Consider the following 13,697-nt stretch of genomic DNA (forward strand, 5'->3'; position numbering starts at 1 on the left):
GTCGTGGTTCGTTGGTCGTCGTCGTCGCCGCTGGTACCGGCGGGATCCGTCAGTGGTGAAGGATCTTCGACAGGAAGTCCTTGGCCCGGTCGCTGCGCGGACTGCTGAAGAACTGCTCCGGCGTCGCCTCTTCGACGATCCGGCCGTCCGCCATGAAGACGACCCGGTTCGCGGCGGACCGGGCGAAGCCCATCTCGTGGGTGACGACGATCATCGTCATCCCGTCCCGCGCCAGCTGCTGCATGACCTCGAGGACCTCGTTGATCATCTCGGGGTCGAGCGCCGACGTGGGCTCGTCGAAGAGCATCACCTTCGGGTCCATCGCCAGGGCCCGGGCGATCGCGACGCGCTGCTGCTGCCCGCCGGACAGCTGCGCCGGGTACTTGTCGGCCTGGGAGCCGACGCCCACCCGGTCGAGCAGCGTCCGGGCCTTCTGCTCCGCGGCCTTCTTGTCCGCCTTGCGGACCTTGACCTGGCCCAGCATGACGTTCTCCAGCACCGTCTTGTGCGCGAAGAGGTTGAACGACTGGAAGACCATGCCGACGTCGGCGCGCAGCCGGGCGAGCTCCTTGCCCTCCTGTGGCAGCGGCTTGCCGTCGATGGTGATGCTGCCCGAGTCGATCGTCTCCAGGCGGTTGATGGTGCGGCACAGCGTGGACTTGCCGGACCCGGACGGTCCGATGACGACCACGACCTCGCCACGGGCGATGGTCAGGTCGATGTCCTGGAGCACATGCAGCGCGCCGAAGTGCTTGTTGACGTTGCTCAGCACGACCAGGTCGCTCGCCGTCGGTACGGCGTCCTCCGCGCCCTTGGTCACTGACACTCCGCTCATCGGCTTCTTGCTCCGTCCTCCTCGGTTGGGAGGACACTAATCACGCAGTGCGACCAGCGTCATTACATCTGAGCGGAAATTGAGCATAACGATCCGGCTGCAACCGGACACTATGCGTGAACGGGACGGGCTCGGGGCGGCTCCGGGACGGCGGTCCGGAGTACGGGTGCATAACGGAAACCCGGATGCCCCCGGAACCCTCTTGACTGGCAGGGCGTACATCGGCGTTCATGCCCAAGTGGCCGTATGGTCACCAAAGCGATCGCACCTTTCGGAGGGGGGCCATGAGACTGCTGCTCGTCGAGGACGACGACCATGTCGCCGCGGCCCTGTCCGCGATCCTCAGGAAGCACGGGTTCGACGTCACCCACGCCCGCAACGGCGAGGAGGCGCTCCAGGCCGTGCTGCCCGCCGCCAACGCCGGACGGGCGCCCTTCGGCGTCGTACTCCTCGACCTCGGCCTGCCCGACCAGGACGGCTACCAGGTGTGCGGCAAGATCCGGAAGCTCACCTCCACGCCGGTGATCATGGTCACCGCGCGGGCCGACGTCCGCTCCCGGATCCACGGGCTCAACCTCGGCGCCGACGACTACGTCGTCAAGCCGTACGACACGGGCGAGTTGCTCGCCCGCATCCACGCCGTCAGCCGCCGCTCCGGCCCCGCGGACGCCGACGACAACAGCGGTACGGGCGGTACGGGCGGTACGGGCGGTACGGGTGGTACGGACGAGGCGGCGCCGCTGCGCCTCGGCTCCGTCACCGTCGAGCTGTCCACCCGCAGGGTCAGCGTGGCGGGTACGGAGGTCCAGCTCACCCGCAAGGAGTTCGACCTGCTCGCCCTGCTCGCGCAGCGGCCCGGCGTCGTCTTCCGGCGGGAGCAGATCATCAGCGAGGTCTGGCGCACCAGCTGGGAGGGAACCGGCCGCACCCTGGAGGTGCATGTGGCGTCCCTGCGCGCCAAGCTGCGGATGCCCGCCCTCATCGAGACCGTGCGCGGCGTCGGCTACCGCCTGGTCGCGCCGGCCGCGTAACGCCCTGAAGCCCCTGTGCGCACCCGTCTGCTCCCGCTGCTCCTCGTCCTCATGGCGGGCGTGCTGCTCGCGCTGGGCTTCCCCCTCGCGGCCAGCCTCGCCGCCGCCCAGCAGCAGACCGTCGTCGTCGACCGGATCGACGACACCGCCCGCTTCGCGGCACTCGCCCAGTTCGTCACCGAGCGCGGCGCCGGCATAGACGAGCGGCAGTCCACCCTCCAGGGCGAACTCGTCCGCTACCACGAGGTGTACGGGATCGAGGTCGGCGTCTTCTACCGCGACACCACCGCCATGGCCCGCGCCCCCAAGGACTGGGACGTCCCCGAGAGCGGCGAGCCCCGCCGCGCCTTCCGCGAGGCCCTGCTGGGCCGCCGCAGCCACGACCCGCCCCAGGTCTGGCCCTGGCAGCCGCACGCCCGCCTCGCGGTCGCCTCACCGGTCGTACGGGACGGGGACGTCGTCGCCGTCGTGCTCACCGACTCGCCCACCGGCCAGCTGCGCTCGCGCATCCTGCACGGCTGGCTGCTGATCGCGGCCGGCGAGGTCGCCGCCATGCTGCTGGCGGTCGGCGCGGCGTTCCGGCTCACCGGGTGGGTGCTCAAGCCCGTCCGGGTCCTGGACGCGGCCACGCACGACATCGCGACCGGCCGGATGAACTCCCGGGTCGCGGCGGCCGGCGGCCCCCCGGAGCTACGGCGCCTGGCCCGGTCGTTCAACGAGATGGCGGACAACGTCGAAGAGGTGCTGGAGCAACAGCGCGCCTTCGTCGCCGACGCCTCGCACCAGCTGCGCAACCCGCTCGCCGCGCTCCTGCTGCGCATCGAGCTGCTCGCGCTGGAACTGCCGCCCGGCAACGAGGAGATCGCCTCCGTACGCACCGAGGGCAAGCGCCTGGCCCAGGTCCTCGACGACCTGCTGGACCTCGCCCTGGCCGAGCACGCCCCCGCCGACCTGCGGCTCACCGACATCGGCGAGCTGGCCGGTGAGCGCGTCGCCGCCTGGCGGCCGCTCGCCGACGAGAAGGGCGTCCGCCTGACCGGGTGCGGCTCGGCCGTCACCGCCTGGGCCGACCCGGTGGCGCTCTCCAGCGCCCTGGACGCCGTGATCGACAACGCGCTGAAGTTCACCCCGGCCGGGGAGGAGGTCACCGTGACCGTCGCCGCCGACGGCGACACCTCCACGATCGTGGTCACGGACCGCGGCCCCGGCCTGACCGACGAGGAGCTGGCCCGTGTCGGCGACCGCTTCTGGCGCAGCAACCGGCACCAGAACGTCAAGGGCTCGGGCCTCGGCCTGTCCATCTCGCGCGCCCTGCTCGCGGCGGGCGGCGGCTCGATCGCGTACTCCCACCACGAGCCGCACGGCCTGCGCGTCACGGTCAGCGTCCCGCGCACCCAGCCCGAAACGGCTAGGGCTTGACCGAGCGGTAGTAGCGCCGCGCTCCCTCGTGCAGTGGCAGCGGGTCGGTGTAGAGCGCCGTCCGCAGGTCGACCAGCTGCGCGGGGTGCACCTCGCGGCCGATCCGGTCCCGGCTGTGGATCACCGTGCGCGTGAAGGCCTCCACCAGCGCCGGGTCCGTACGGTCGGTGGTGACGAGCAGGTTGGCCACGGCGACCGTCTCGACCTGCCGGCCCTCCTGGGCGAGGGCGTAGGCGTCGGCGGGTACGACGGCCGAGCGGTAGTGGCGGCCGTTGCCGCTGCCCTCGTGCACCCGGTTGATCAGGTCGCCCTCCAGCGGGACGAGCCGGATCGGGAAGCGCTCCGACAGCTTCTGCACGGCGCTGGTGGGAAGGCCGCCCGACCAGAAGAACGCGTCCAGCCGGTCCTGCTCCAGCAGCGTCGGCATGGTGTCGATCCCGGCCGAGACGGCCTTGATCCCCGTGGCCGGATCGATTCCGGCGGCCTGGAGCAGCCGGTTCGCGATCAGCCGTACGCCCGACCCCTCCTGCCCCACCCCGACCCGCAGGCCCCGCAGATCGCGGGTGGAGCGCACCTTCGAGCCCTTGGGCACGATCAGCTGCACATAGTCGTCGTACAGCCGCGCACAGCCGCGCAGCGCGTACGCGCCCGGCCGGCTGTCCCGGATGTACGTCGCCGCCGCGTCGGCCGTCGCGATGGTGAAGTCGGCCTCCCCGGACGCGAGCCGGGCGAGGTTCTGCCCGGAGCCCTCGCTATTGAGCAGGGTTATGGCCACGTCCGGCACATTGTGCCCGAGCGCCTCCTCCAGAAGCTCGCCGTACCGCTGGTACACCCCGGTCGGTACGCCGGTGCTGAAGGTGACCTTCCCGCGCGGGGACGGCGCCCCGGTGGGCACCAGCCACCACAGGAGCAGGCCCAGCACCACGAGACCCACCGCCGACCCCCGGAGGGCGCGGCGGCGGCTGATGCGGGACAGGACCTGGAGCATGGCGCGATCCTGCCAGCTCACTCCCGGCGATGACCAGGCCCGGCGTACAACGGTTCGGCTCGCTGCCGGCAACCGGCCTCAGGGCTGGGCGTCGGCGGAGAGAGCCGACATGAGGGTGTCGATCCGCAGGCGCAGTGCGGCGGACCAGGCGCCCGCGACGACGACGGACAGTACGTCGCTGCCGACGGAGTTCGCCAGCCGGACCTCCAGCGAGGCCGTGGACCCGATCAGCGGGTACGCGAACCAGCCGTCCGGGTCCTCGTCATCGGTTGCCTCCAGGCCGAGTGCCAACCGGTCCATGTCGGTCTCGTCGAAGTCACTGTCGACATATCGGGACAGCAGCTCCATGAACGCGGCCAGGTTCCGCTGCCATATCCATCCGCCGATGTCGCGCAGCGACGGGTCGGCTGTGTCGTCCGTCGGGAAGCTCACACGGAGGCCGGCACTCACGGCCCGTTTGTCCTCGACGATCAGGCGCAAGTGCGCCCAGAGGTCGAGCCGCCTGCACGCGTCCTTGGGGTCGTACGCCGCCGTCGGTAGCTGAGGGATGCGCTTACGGCCGGTCTCGTCCACGTGATAGGGCACCACGAATGCCGTGTTCCATCGATCGATTTCGGGGGTGAAGCGTTCCTCTGCCGCAGCGCTGTCCATGTCCAGGTACCGGGCTATGTCCTCCCAGGAACTCCCACGCTCGCGCTCGTAGATCACGGCGCCGACCAGGAGCCGCTCCGCAAGCCGGACCAAGGACAGGGCCTCACTGACACGACCTCCCAGGGCGGTGTACGCGTCGTAGCGAGTGACCGCCAGGTTTCCAGCGGTCTCGGCCAAGCGGACAGCGCGGTCGCACAGTACGAGGCGCGCCAAAGCGGACCGGGAGAACTGGTCGCGGGCCTGGTCATAGGGGGTCGTCTCCGTCACGACGCGCATCGTTCCATGGCAGGCGCACTGAAGGGCACGGATTTTCTCCTCGGCGCCCCGTGCTCCGTCACTTGGCGTTGCCGTCCCGGGGGCGCTGGGCCGCTGGGCCGCTGAGCCGTGGTGGGCGGCCGGTCGCCACCTCACGGAGCCTGCCGCGTTAAGGGTGTCGAGTACCGCGTACCGCCGTAGAGCGCGAGCCCGACCGCTGGAGCCCATGTGACCACGTGCAGCGTTCCCCTCACCCCCGTACCCGGGCCCCGTGGCCTGCCCGTACTGGGCAACCTCCCGGAGTTCGGCAGGGATCCGCTGGCGTTCCTTACGCGGTTGCGGGACGAGTTCGGGGACGCCGTGCGCTGGTCGCTGGGGCCTCGGCAGAGCCTGTTCGTGTCCCACCCCGAGCACATCACGGAGCTGCTGGGCGCCCGTGAGAGCGCGTACGACATCCTGGAGATCGGCTGGGCGTTCAAGCGGGTCGTCGGCCAGAGCGTGATCATGAGCAAGGGCGACGACTGGCGCCGCAAGCGCTCGCTGGTCCAGCCCACCGTACGGCCGCGTCAGGTCAAGGCGTACGCGGCGACCATGGTCGAGTGTGCCCGGTCGGCGGCCGATCAGTGGCGGGACGGCGAGCGGATCGACGTACGCCGGGAGATGGCGCTCATCACCCAACGGGTGGTGCTGCGCTGCCTGTTCGGCAACGACCTGGGCGACGCGACCCGGGCACTGGCCGACGCCATGAACGTGGCCGAGCACGTGATCGGCGCCGAACTGCGGAGCGTGAGCCTGTTCATGCCCGGCTGGGTCACCACCCCGGCGCGGCAGCGGCTGCGGGCGGCCGTGGCCACGATCGACGCCGAAGTGCACCGGCTCATCAGGGCGCGGCTGCGGGAGGCCGCCGAGGGCGAGGGAGCCGAGGTCGACGGGGGTCGGGACGACCTGCTGGGGCGGCTCCTCGCGGCCCGCGACGAGGACGGCCGGCCGCTGTCGCCCCGGGAGGTGCGCGACGAGGCGGTCACCCTGTGGGCGGCCGGGCACGAGACGACGTCCACCGCCCTGACCTGGATGTGGTACCTGCTCTCGGCGTCCCCCTCCGTCCGGCACCGCCTCGACGCCGAACTCGACCGCGAACTGGCCGGACGTCCCCCCACCATCGACGACTACGACCGGCTCACCTGGGCCCAGCAGATCGTCAAGGAGGCCCTGCGGCTCTACCCGCCCGCCTGGCTCCTCGCGGCCGTCGCCCGCGAAGGCGCCACCCTCGGTGGCACCCGCGTCCCGGCCCGCACCATCGTCTGGTGCAGCCCGTGGACCACCCACCGCGACCCACGCTGGTTCCCGCACCCGGAGGCGTTCCGGCCCGAACGCTGGGACGCCGGAGGCGCTGACGCCGTACCCGGCCACGCCGTACCCGACCACGCGTGGTACCCCTTCGGCGGCGGCCAGCGCACCTGCCTCGGCGCCCGGTTCGCCCAGGTGGAAGCCGTCCTGCTGCTGGCCACCCTCGCGCAGCGCTTCCGGCTCGACCTCCCGGCCGGGGAGGTGGCGCCCCGGGTGGGCCTGCTGCTCCAGCCGTCGGCCCCCCTGAACGCCACCCTCCGCGCTACTGCGTCCTCGGGACGTGCTGCGTGACGCAGTGGACCCCGCCACCGCCCCAGCCCAGGATGCGCGCCCTGGCGCCGACGACCTCGCGGGTGGGGAACAGGGTGCGGAACTGGGCGAGGGCGAGGGCGTCCGCCGGCTCGCCGGACAGGGGTACGACGACGCTGCCGCCGGTCTCGTAGTAGTTGGTGTAGCTGAACGTCTCCACCAGCAGCCCGTTCAGCCGGTAGTGCGGCTGGTGGTGGAGCTCCACGATCTCGAACCGGCGCCCGCGCGCGTCCGTGGCGTTGTTCAGCACCGCCTTGTTGGCCGCCATCCGGGCGTGGTTGGGGCTCGTGGCGTCGGGCTGGGTGTGGAGGAGGACCTTCGCCGGGCCGAGGTAGGCGGCGACGAGGTCGACGTGACCGTTGGTGATGTCGTCGTTGTGGAGCCCGTACGGCAGCCAGACGACCTTGCTCGCTCCGTACGCCGCCAGCAGCGCGGCCTCGATCTCGGCGCGGCTCATGGAGGGGTTGCGGTTGGGGTGGAGCAGGCACTCCTCGGTGGTGATGAGCGTGCCCTGCCCGTCCGTGATGACCGCCCCGCCCTCCAGGACCAGGTCGACGGCCTTGCGCGGTACGCCCAGGTGGTCGCAGACGCCGACCGGGAGGAGGTCGTCCTTGTCGTACGGGTACTTCTCGCCCCAGCCGTTGAACCGGAAGTCCAGCCCGATCTTTTGCGTCCTGCCCGCGTCGACGGCGAAGACGGGGCCCGTGTCGCGCGTCCAGCAGTCGTTGATCGGGTACTCGATGACGGTGACCGTGCTGCCGCACTGGGCGCGGGCTTCCGCGCCCCGGCCCGGCTCGGCGACCATGAGGACGGACTCGAAGCGGGCGATCTCCCGGGCGATGCCGGCTATCTCGGCCTGGACGTCGCGCAGCAGCCCGCCCCAGCCGACGGCCGGGTCCCAGGGCCAGGCCATGACACAGCCGGAGTGCGCTTCCCACTCCGCGGGGGCGTGGAACATGGTCGTCTCCTCGTTGGCGGTCACGGCGGTCGAGGCGGCGGCGACGGCACGGCCGGGGCCGAGCAGGGCGGCCGCGGCGGCTGTCAGGGCCGCGCCGCCGAAGACCCTTCTGCTCAGCTGCGGGACGCGGTGGGTGCGGGGCAGGCTCATCTCGTCTCTCCTCTTGGCTGGGTGGTACGTGACTGGGGGGCGGGTACGGGGATGCGCGCGGGTACCGGCGCGGGGGCGCGTCCGGCGGGTGCGGGGGCGCCGGGGGTGCGGGGCGTCGCCCGGGCGCCGGGCCTTCGGGTCGCTTGGCGTCGCCTTGGGCCTGTGGCCGCGCCACCAGGTCGTTGGGCATCGGGTCGCTGGGCATCGGGTCGCGGGACCTCCGGTCGCGGGGACCGGCGCCGTTCCGTGTTGCCCAGCTCGGTTACGCCGGGCGTCGGGCCGCAGGGCGCGTCACACCGCGTCGGACCGCGGACACCGGGCTCAGCGAGGCGCGCCGCGCGGGGTGACGGTCTGCGCCGGGGCGCTTCGGCGGGCGCGGGCGCGGGCGTGCCGCGCCGCCGTCAGGAGGCGTCGGCCGCGAGCGCGGCGGTCGGATCCGCGTCCGGCGCGCCGGAGCCGGTGGCCGCCGGCCGGTCGCCGCCCTCGCGGATCTTGTCCTGCGGGCGCTTCGTGACCAGGTAGACCAGCCCGGCGAGGATGATCACGGCGGTGCCGATGAGCCCGGCCCAGATCTGGTACCAGGGGGCGCCCGGAGGGGCGAGGATGGCGCGCGGCCAGCAGACGTTGACCACCTCGAAGCCGGTCCACAGCACGGCCAGCGCATTGAGGACGGTGCCCTTCCTGCCCTGCCGGATGTGACCGGAGGGCACCCACGTGCCGCGCAGGCGGGCGACCAGCGCGGCCAGCGACGTCAGGAAGAACGGCAGGAAGGTCGCCGCCGTACCGAAGGCGATCAGGCTGCCGATGGCGGTGGCGTCGAGGCCCAGCAGCAGCGCCGTACCGCTGACCAGGGTGGAAGCGACCAGACCACCGATGGGCGCCTGGCGGCTGTTGACCTTCCGTACCTGCCGGGAGAAGGGGAAGACGCCGTCCCGGGCCAGGGAGTACAGCCCGCGTGCCGCGCCGCCCTGGGACGCCATGGCGCAGGCGAGGAAGCCGACCAGGACGACGGCCACGAAGGGCTTGTCGGACCAGGACCCGAAGGAGTGCACCACCGCCGTGGTCACCGGGTCGATGTCCTCGCCGAGGACGACCTTCTCGGGGGCGGGGTGGGACAGGGCGACCGCCATCGCGTTCAGGATCACGACCGCGCCGACACTGAGCAGCGCCCACCACATGGCGCGAGGCACCTGCCGGCCCGCGTCCTTGGTCTCCTCGGAGGTGGAGACGCAGGCGTCGAAACCGATGAACGCCCAGCCGGCCACGGCGATCGCGGCGAGGAAGCCCAGCGCGGTGGAACCGCCCGACAGCGCCTCGGCGCCCATGGTGTCCGTGAACAGGACGAAGTCGTGCTCCCGGAAGAACAGCAGCAGGGAGAAGCCGACGACGACGGACGCGACCGCCTCGGCGGCGATGCCCAGGGACACGATGAAGCTCAGCACCCGGATGCCGTACGCGTTGATCAGCATGCAGCCGAGCAGGATCGAGACGGCCACCGCCACCATCGCCCCGGGTGAGGGCGTGATCCCGAACAGGGCGAAGACCCAGGGGGAGGCGAGGTACGCCACGGTGGTGTTGCCGAACATCACGGCGAACTGCCACACCCAGCCGCCCATCCAGCCGAAGGCCGGCCCCAGCAGGCGGCGGCTCCACTGGTACGGGCCGCCCGCGAGCGGCCACTGGGACGCGAGCTCGGAGTAGACGTTCACGACCAGGCACTGGCCGACGAGCACCACCGGCAGCGCCCAGATCCAGGCGGGACCCGCGACGGTCGTGCCGACCATGGCCACCGCGTAGAGGGCCACCACGGGGGAGACCACGGCGAAGCCCATGGAGATGTTCCCCAGGATGCCGAGGCTGCGGCGCAGCTCCTGCCGGTAGCCCAGGTCACCGAGGCGTGCGGCGTCACTGTCCAGGGCTGGAGGTTCGGGTGGGGTCGGCGTCATAGGTTCACCTCGGCGGCTCGGCGTTCTAAATCTAACGTTGTTAGGTATCGGGGTGCGGGGAACTTAACGCGCCACTGGCCGAATGTGAACCCCTCCCGCCCGGTAACCTGGCGACGGGAAGAGGGGGAGCACCGCGATGGGCCGACCGAGCCAGCCACTGCTGAGCCGCGAGAGCATCGCGCGCACGGCGCTCGAACTCCTCGAGGAGACGGGCCCCCAAGCCCTGACCATGCGGGCCCTCGCACAGCGCCTGGGAGTGCGCGGGGCCTCGCTCTACCACCACGTGGCGTCCAAGGACGATCTGCTGGACGCCGCACTGGAGCGGATCAACGAGGAGATCGACCTCGCCCCGCTCGACGACCCGCGCTGGCGTGAGGGCATCGCCGCCTACGCCCGCGGCTACCGCCGCGTGTACCTCCGCTACCCGCACATGATCGCCCTGGTGGCCCGGCGCCGCGTGGAGGCGGACAAGGCCCTGCGCGGCTACGACACCCTGATCGCCGCCCTGATCCGTATCGGCTGCACCCCCGCCAAGGCGGCCGAGGTCGCCGCCGCGCTCGACTACCTGGTCCTCGGCTCGGCCCTGGAGACCTTCACCGCCGGCTTCACCCGCCCCCCGAACGGCTACCGCCCGGCCTACCCCTCCCTCGCCGCCGCCCTCGAAGACGCCGACGCCGACCCCTCGGGGCTGCCCGGCCTCGACGACCGCGGCTTCGAGACGGGCCTCGCCCTCCTCCTCGACGGCCTCTCCGCCGTCGTCACCCCTGGCCGGTGAGGACCCCTTACCCTTGACGGGTGAGCGGTAACGACGTGGCTGGCGGAGTAGTGGACGGTTTGAAGACGTACGAGGTACGCACCTACGGGTGCCAGATGAACGTTCACGACTCCGAGCGTCTGTCGGGCCTGCTGGAGGACGCCGGGTACGTACGCGCTCCCGAGGGTTCCGACGGCGATGCCGACGTCGTCGTCTTCAACACCTGCGCGGTGCGCGAGAACGCCGACAACAAGCTGTACGGCAACCTCGGCCGACTCGCCCCGATGAAGACCAAGCGCCCCGGTATGCAGATCGCCGTCGGCGGCTGCCTGGCCCAGAAGGACCGCGACACCATCGTCAAGAAGGCGCCGTGGGTCGACGTCGTCTTCGGCACCCACAACATCGGCAAGCTGCCGGTTCTCCTGGAGCGCGCCCGCATCCAGGAGGAGGCGCAGGTCGAGATCGCCGAGTCGCTGGAGGCGTTCCCCTCCACGCTGCCGACCCGGCGCGAGTCCGCGTACGCCGCGTGGGTGTCCATCTCCGTCGGCTGCAACAACACCTGCACCTTCTGCATCGTCCCGGCGCTGCGCGGCAAGGAGAAGGACCGCCGCCCCGGCGACATCCTCGCCGAGATCGAGGCACTGGTCGCCGAGGGCGTCTCCGAGATCACCCTGCTCGGCCAGAACGTCAACGCGTACGGCTCCGACATCGGCGACCGCGAGGCCTTCAGCAAGCTGCTGCGCGCCTGCGGCAAGATCGAGGGCCTGGAGCGCGTCCGCTTCACCTCCCCGCACCCGCGCGACTTCACGGACGACGTGATCGCCGCGATGGCCGAGACGCCCAACGTGATGCCGCAGCTCCACATGCCGCTGCAGTCCGGCTCGGACACCGTCCTGAAGGCGATGCGCCGCTCGTACCGCCAGGAGCGCTACCTGGGGATCATCAGCAAGGTGCGGGAGGCCATCCCGCACGCCGCCATCTCCACCGACATCATCGTGGGTTTCCCCGGTGAGACGGAGGAGGATTTCGAGCAGACCATGCACGTGGTGCGCGAGGCGCGCTTCGCGCAGGCCTTCACCTTCCAGTACTCCAAGCGCCCCGGCACCCCGGCGGCGACCATGGAGGGGCAGATTCCCAAGGAGGTCGTGCAGGACCGCTACATGCGTCTGGTCGCCCTCCAGGAGGAGATCTCCTGGGAGGAGAACAAGAAGCAGGTGGGCCGCACCCTTGAGGTCATGGTCGCGGAGGGCGAGGGCCGCAAGGACGGTGCCACGCACCGCCTGTCCGGCCGTGCGCCCGACAACCGCCTGGTGCACTTCACCAAGCCGGAGCAGGACGTGCGCCCGGGCGACGTGGTGACCGTCGAGATCACCTACGCGGCCCCGCACCACCTCCTGGCGGAGGGCCCGACGGCGCACGTACGCCGCACCCGCTCGGGCGACGCCTGGGAGAAGCGCAACGCCGCCGAGGCGGCCAAGCCCGCGGGCGTCATGCTGGGCCTGCCGCAGATCGGCGCCCCGGCCCCGCTGCCCCCGGTCACGGGCGGCTGCACGGTCGGCTGACCCGGCGCTTTCGGCGGGCTGGGCCGGCGAGGCCTGCGGGAGTTCGGGGGGTGGGGCCGGCGGGGCCTGCGGGGGTTCGGGGGGTGGGGCCGGCGGGGCCTGCGGGGGTTCGGCGGGGCCTTTGACGGGCCTCACCGGCTACGCTGCGGATCATGCTTGTCGCCGCCGCCGTCTGCCCCTGCCCCCCGCTCCTGGTGCCCGACGTCGCCGCCGGTGCCGCGCCGGAGCTCGACGGTGCGCGCACGGCGTGCTCCGACGCGCTCGCGGTGCTCGCCGCCTCGCGCCCGGACCGGCTGATCGTGGTCGGCCCGGGGGCGGAGCAGGGCCTGGAGCGGTACCCGGCGGGGGCGGTGGGGGACTTCCGGGGCTTCGGCGTGGACGTCGACGTACGGCTCGGTACGGAGGCCGGCACCGGATCCTGGCCCGCCGGTGCGGGGCCGCTGCCCCCGTCGCTCGCCGTGGGCGCCTGGCTCCTGGCCCGCACCGGCTGGGCCGACGCCCCGGTCGAGGGCCTCGCCGTGAGCGAGCGGCTCGAGCCGGCCCGGTGCACCGAGGCCGGGCGCGAGCTGGCCGCGCAGGCCGGGCGCGTCGCCCTGCTGGTGCTGGGGGACGGCAGCGCGTGCCGCAGCGTCAAGGCGCCGGGGTACTTCGACGACCGCGCCGCCGCCTTCGACGAGCGGGCCGCCCGGGCGCTGGGATCGGCCGACACGGGTGCCCTCGCGGCGCTGGACGAGCACTTCGCGTACGAGCTGAAGGCGGCCGGCCGGGCGCCCTGGCAGGTCCTGGCGGGCGCCGCGGAGGGCGCGGGCCTGGACGGGCGTCTGCTCTACGAGGACGCCCCGTACGGCGTCGGTTACTTCGTCGCCGCCTGGTCCTAGGAGGACGACGACGGACGGCCGCGAAGCACACCATCGTGCTTCGCGGCCGTCCGTCGTGCCGTGGCCGGCTGAACGAGGTCAGGAGGCCGGTGGGGCCGGCGGTGTCGTGGACGTACCGCCGTCGTCCTTGTGGGCGATCCGGCCCAAGGCGTCCTTGGCCTTGCCCGTACCCGATTCGATCTTGTCGCTGTACTTGCCCTTGGTCTTCTGGTCGACCATCCTGGCGGCCTTTTCCAGCCCCTGGTCGATCTTGCCCTCATGCTGCTGCGCGAGGTCCGAGACCTTCTCCTTGGCAGGGGCGAGCTTGGCCTTCAACGAATCCAGGAAGCCCATGGGGCACCTTCCCTCGGAGTAACCGTCGTAAGGATCCTACTTACGGGCGCCCTCGCCGGCCTCGTTGTCCGCCGCCTCCTCGGCCGACTGCTGCTTGGGAATCTCCACACCCTCGGCGGCCGCGGCCTCCCTCGGCTGGTCCGCCTCCGCCGTGCCCGACGCCTCCGCGGTCTCCTCCGCGGCGTCCACCGACTCGCCGGCCGACGTCACGGCCGCCGTCTCCTGGGACGAGGCCTCGGCAGACTCCTTACGCCGGCGAAACCGTGCAAAAACGCCCATAT

The 13,697-nt window shown here is 72.0% G+C and carries 13 protein-coding genes; 6 read left to right on the plus strand and 7 right to left on the minus strand.

The window, feature by feature from the left end; translation table 11 throughout:
* Positions 1 to 49 precede the first annotated feature (49 nt).
* Entirely contained in the window at positions 50 to 835 is a 786-nt protein-coding gene (locus tag BKD26_RS33400; RefSeq protein WP_073755456.1) for an amino acid ABC transporter ATP-binding protein, read from the minus strand.
* 284 nt (positions 836 to 1,119) lie between these two features.
* Here BKD26_RS33400 and BKD26_RS33405 point away from each other — a divergent pair, with 284 nt between their 5' ends.
* A complete protein-coding gene (locus BKD26_RS33405) occupies positions 1,120 to 1,866 on the plus strand; it encodes a response regulator transcription factor (RefSeq protein ID WP_084906035.1) in 747 nt (248 codons plus the stop codon).
* 15 nt (positions 1,867 to 1,881) lie between these two features.
* Complete coding sequence (locus tag BKD26_RS33410; RefSeq protein ID WP_084906037.1) at positions 1,882 to 3,285, plus strand: HAMP domain-containing sensor histidine kinase; 1,404 nt, start codon at positions 1,882 to 1,884, stop codon at positions 3,283 to 3,285.
* On the opposite strand, the gene BKD26_RS33415 is transcribed toward BKD26_RS33410, so the two are convergent.
* Together BKD26_RS33415 and BKD26_RS41750 are read right to left on the minus strand one after the other, a co-directional pair.
* The gene (locus tag BKD26_RS33415) at positions 3,275 to 4,273 is read right to left on the minus strand and encodes a TAXI family TRAP transporter solute-binding subunit (RefSeq protein ID WP_084906039.1); all 999 of its coding nucleotides are present in this window, start codon (positions 4,271 to 4,273) and stop codon (positions 3,275 to 3,277) included. The two genes, BKD26_RS33410 and BKD26_RS33415, sit on opposite strands and share 11 nt — an antisense overlap.
* A gap of 78 nt (positions 4,274 to 4,351) precedes the next feature.
* Positions 4,352 to 5,191 carry a hypothetical protein gene (locus BKD26_RS41750; protein ID WP_084906124.1) on the minus strand — a complete coding sequence of 280 codons (840 nt, stop codon included), beginning with the start codon at positions 5,189 to 5,191 and terminating at the stop codon, positions 4,352 to 4,354.
* A gap of 216 nt (positions 5,192 to 5,407) precedes the next feature.
* Between BKD26_RS41750 and BKD26_RS33425 the strand changes: the two genes are divergently transcribed.
* Positions 5,408 to 6,817, plus strand: coding sequence for a cytochrome P450 (locus BKD26_RS33425; protein WP_084906041.1), 1,410 nt, complete (start codon positions 5,408 to 5,410; stop codon positions 6,815 to 6,817).
* On the opposite strand, the gene BKD26_RS33430 is transcribed toward BKD26_RS33425, so the two are convergent.
* Together BKD26_RS33430 and BKD26_RS33435 are read right to left on the minus strand one after the other, a co-directional pair.
* Positions 6,789 to 7,943 (minus strand): agmatine deiminase family protein, encoded by a 1,155-nt coding sequence (locus BKD26_RS33430; RefSeq protein ID WP_084906043.1) that lies wholly within the window; start codon positions 7,941 to 7,943, stop codon positions 6,789 to 6,791. The two genes, BKD26_RS33425 and BKD26_RS33430, sit on opposite strands and share 29 nt — an antisense overlap.
* Positions 7,944 to 8,344: 401 nt before the next feature.
* Positions 8,345 to 9,889 carry an APC family permease gene (locus tag BKD26_RS33435; RefSeq protein ID WP_084906045.1) on the minus strand — a complete coding sequence of 515 codons (1,545 nt, stop codon included), beginning with the start codon at positions 9,887 to 9,889 and terminating at the stop codon, positions 8,345 to 8,347.
* A 136-nt stretch (positions 9,890 to 10,025) separates the two neighbouring features.
* Here BKD26_RS33435 and BKD26_RS33440 point away from each other — a divergent pair, with 136 nt between their 5' ends.
* From BKD26_RS33440 to BKD26_RS33450, 3 genes are all read left to right on the plus strand, one after another.
* Entirely contained in the window at positions 10,026 to 10,664 is a 639-nt protein-coding gene (locus BKD26_RS33440; RefSeq protein ID WP_084906047.1) for a TetR/AcrR family transcriptional regulator C-terminal domain-containing protein, read from the plus strand.
* Between the two features lie 50 nt (positions 10,665 to 10,714).
* Positions 10,715 to 12,205 (plus strand): tRNA (N6-isopentenyl adenosine(37)-C2)-methylthiotransferase MiaB, encoded by a 1,491-nt coding sequence (gene miaB, locus BKD26_RS33445; protein WP_179166803.1) that lies wholly within the window; start codon positions 10,715 to 10,717, stop codon positions 12,203 to 12,205.
* Between the two features lie 152 nt (positions 12,206 to 12,357).
* On the plus strand, positions 12,358 to 13,083 hold the full coding sequence (locus tag BKD26_RS33450) for a class III extradiol dioxygenase subunit B-like domain-containing protein (RefSeq protein ID WP_084906051.1): 726 nt from the start codon (positions 12,358 to 12,360) through the stop codon (positions 13,081 to 13,083).
* A 78-nt stretch (positions 13,084 to 13,161) separates the two neighbouring features.
* Here BKD26_RS33450 and BKD26_RS33455 read toward each other — a convergent pair whose 3' ends face one another.
* Positions 13,162 to 13,416: an antitoxin gene (locus BKD26_RS33455; protein ID WP_073755447.1), complete on the minus strand. Its 255-nt coding sequence runs from the start codon at positions 13,414 to 13,416 to the stop codon at positions 13,162 to 13,164.
* A gap of 36 nt (positions 13,417 to 13,452) precedes the next feature.
* Positions 13,453 to 13,626 carry a gliding motility protein gene (locus tag BKD26_RS33460; RefSeq protein WP_347106070.1) on the minus strand — a complete coding sequence of 58 codons (174 nt, stop codon included), beginning with the start codon at positions 13,624 to 13,626 and terminating at the stop codon, positions 13,453 to 13,455.
* Between the last annotated feature and the right edge of the window lie 71 nt (positions 13,627 to 13,697).

This window comes from Streptomyces sp. CB03238, from assembly GCF_002099185.1.
GTDB lineage: Bacteria > Actinomycetota > Actinomycetes > Streptomycetales > Streptomycetaceae > Streptomyces.

Coding starts and splice junctions, on each gene's coding strand:
- BKD26_RS33400 (WP_073755456.1), bottom strand. CDS start 835: ATGAGCGGAGTGTCAGTGACCAAGGGCGCGGAGGACGCCGTACCGACG.
- BKD26_RS33450 (WP_084906051.1), top strand. CDS start 12,358: ATGCTTGTCGCCGCCGCCGTCTGCCCCTGCCCCCCGCTCCTGGTGCCC.
- BKD26_RS33430 (WP_084906043.1), bottom strand. CDS start 7,943: ATGAGCCTGCCCCGCACCCACCGCGTCCCGCAGCTGAGCAGAAGGGTC.
- BKD26_RS33405 (WP_084906035.1), top strand. CDS start 1,120: ATGAGACTGCTGCTCGTCGAGGACGACGACCATGTCGCCGCGGCCCTG.
- BKD26_RS33455 (WP_073755447.1), bottom strand. CDS start 13,416: ATGGGCTTCCTGGATTCGTTGAAGGCCAAGCTCGCCCCTGCCAAGGAG.
- BKD26_RS33435 (WP_084906045.1), bottom strand. CDS start 9,889: ATGACGCCGACCCCACCCGAACCTCCAGCCCTGGACAGTGACGCCGCA.
- BKD26_RS33415 (WP_084906039.1), bottom strand. CDS start 4,273: ATGCTCCAGGTCCTGTCCCGCATCAGCCGCCGCCGCGCCCTCCGGGGG.
- BKD26_RS33440 (WP_084906047.1), top strand. CDS start 10,026: ATGGGCCGACCGAGCCAGCCACTGCTGAGCCGCGAGAGCATCGCGCGC.